Here is a 793-nt window from a genome sequence, read left to right as displayed (position 1 = left end):
AGATGTGTATAAGAGACAGCTTCAATTAATTATAACAAAAAAAAGATTTTTCTACTGGAAAAACTTCCAATAACATCGACAATAAAAATTCCCTTTGTTTATCATGTGAAATTAAATTATAGGAAAATGCTTGAAAAGAAAATTATCGAAGGTTTTTCAAAAATTTATACATTACCAATCATGTATAAGTATTTTTCAGAACGAATTACTAAAAAGGACAAATATAAATTAGTCGAATTGGAACATCCGATGGTCACTAATAGAACATCAATTAGTGTAAATAACACCATTCCCAAATTAATTTATGCAGGTGGATTAGATAGAAAACAAAGAAATCCCTCAGTAATATTTGAATTTTTTAAAAAGATTCATACCCAACAAAGCATTGAAGTTATTTTCTACTCATATGGAAATATGCAAAAAAAACTTTTAAATCTCTCGGAGAATAATCGATTTTTTAAAGCAAATAATGCTATAAGCTCTACTTTACTAAATGAAAAGATTGCGAAATCCGATTTCATTATCACGATAGGAAATAATGAAGAAGATCTTGTGCCAAGTAAAATTTTTGACTGTATTTCTACCGGAAAGCCAATTATACATTTTTCACAAATCCAAAATGACCCTTATAAAGTTTATCTGAGCAAATATGATTATTCAATCATATTAAGATACTCAGAATTAAATTCAGATGAAGCATATAATAAGATACTTTCTTTTATAGATGAATTTAGAGGTAAAACGGTGGAATTTTCGAAAATCAAAAGTAATTTTTATGAGTGCACACCTGAAT

General features: G+C 27.0%; 1 protein-coding gene. It reads left to right on the top strand.

The window, feature by feature from the left end; all coding sequences use genetic code 11:
- Window positions 1-126: 126 nt before the first annotated feature.
- On the top strand, window positions 127-793 hold a 667-nt coding region (locus E1I69_RS24260; protein WP_136382029.1), incomplete at its 3' end, for a glycosyltransferase family 4 protein.

This window comes from Bacillus timonensis (assembly GCF_004799755.1).
Lineage (GTDB): Bacteria > Bacillota > Bacilli > Bacillales > Bacillaceae_L > Ferdinandcohnia > Ferdinandcohnia timonensis_A.
This window is presented reverse-complemented; position numbering and strand designations above follow the sequence as displayed.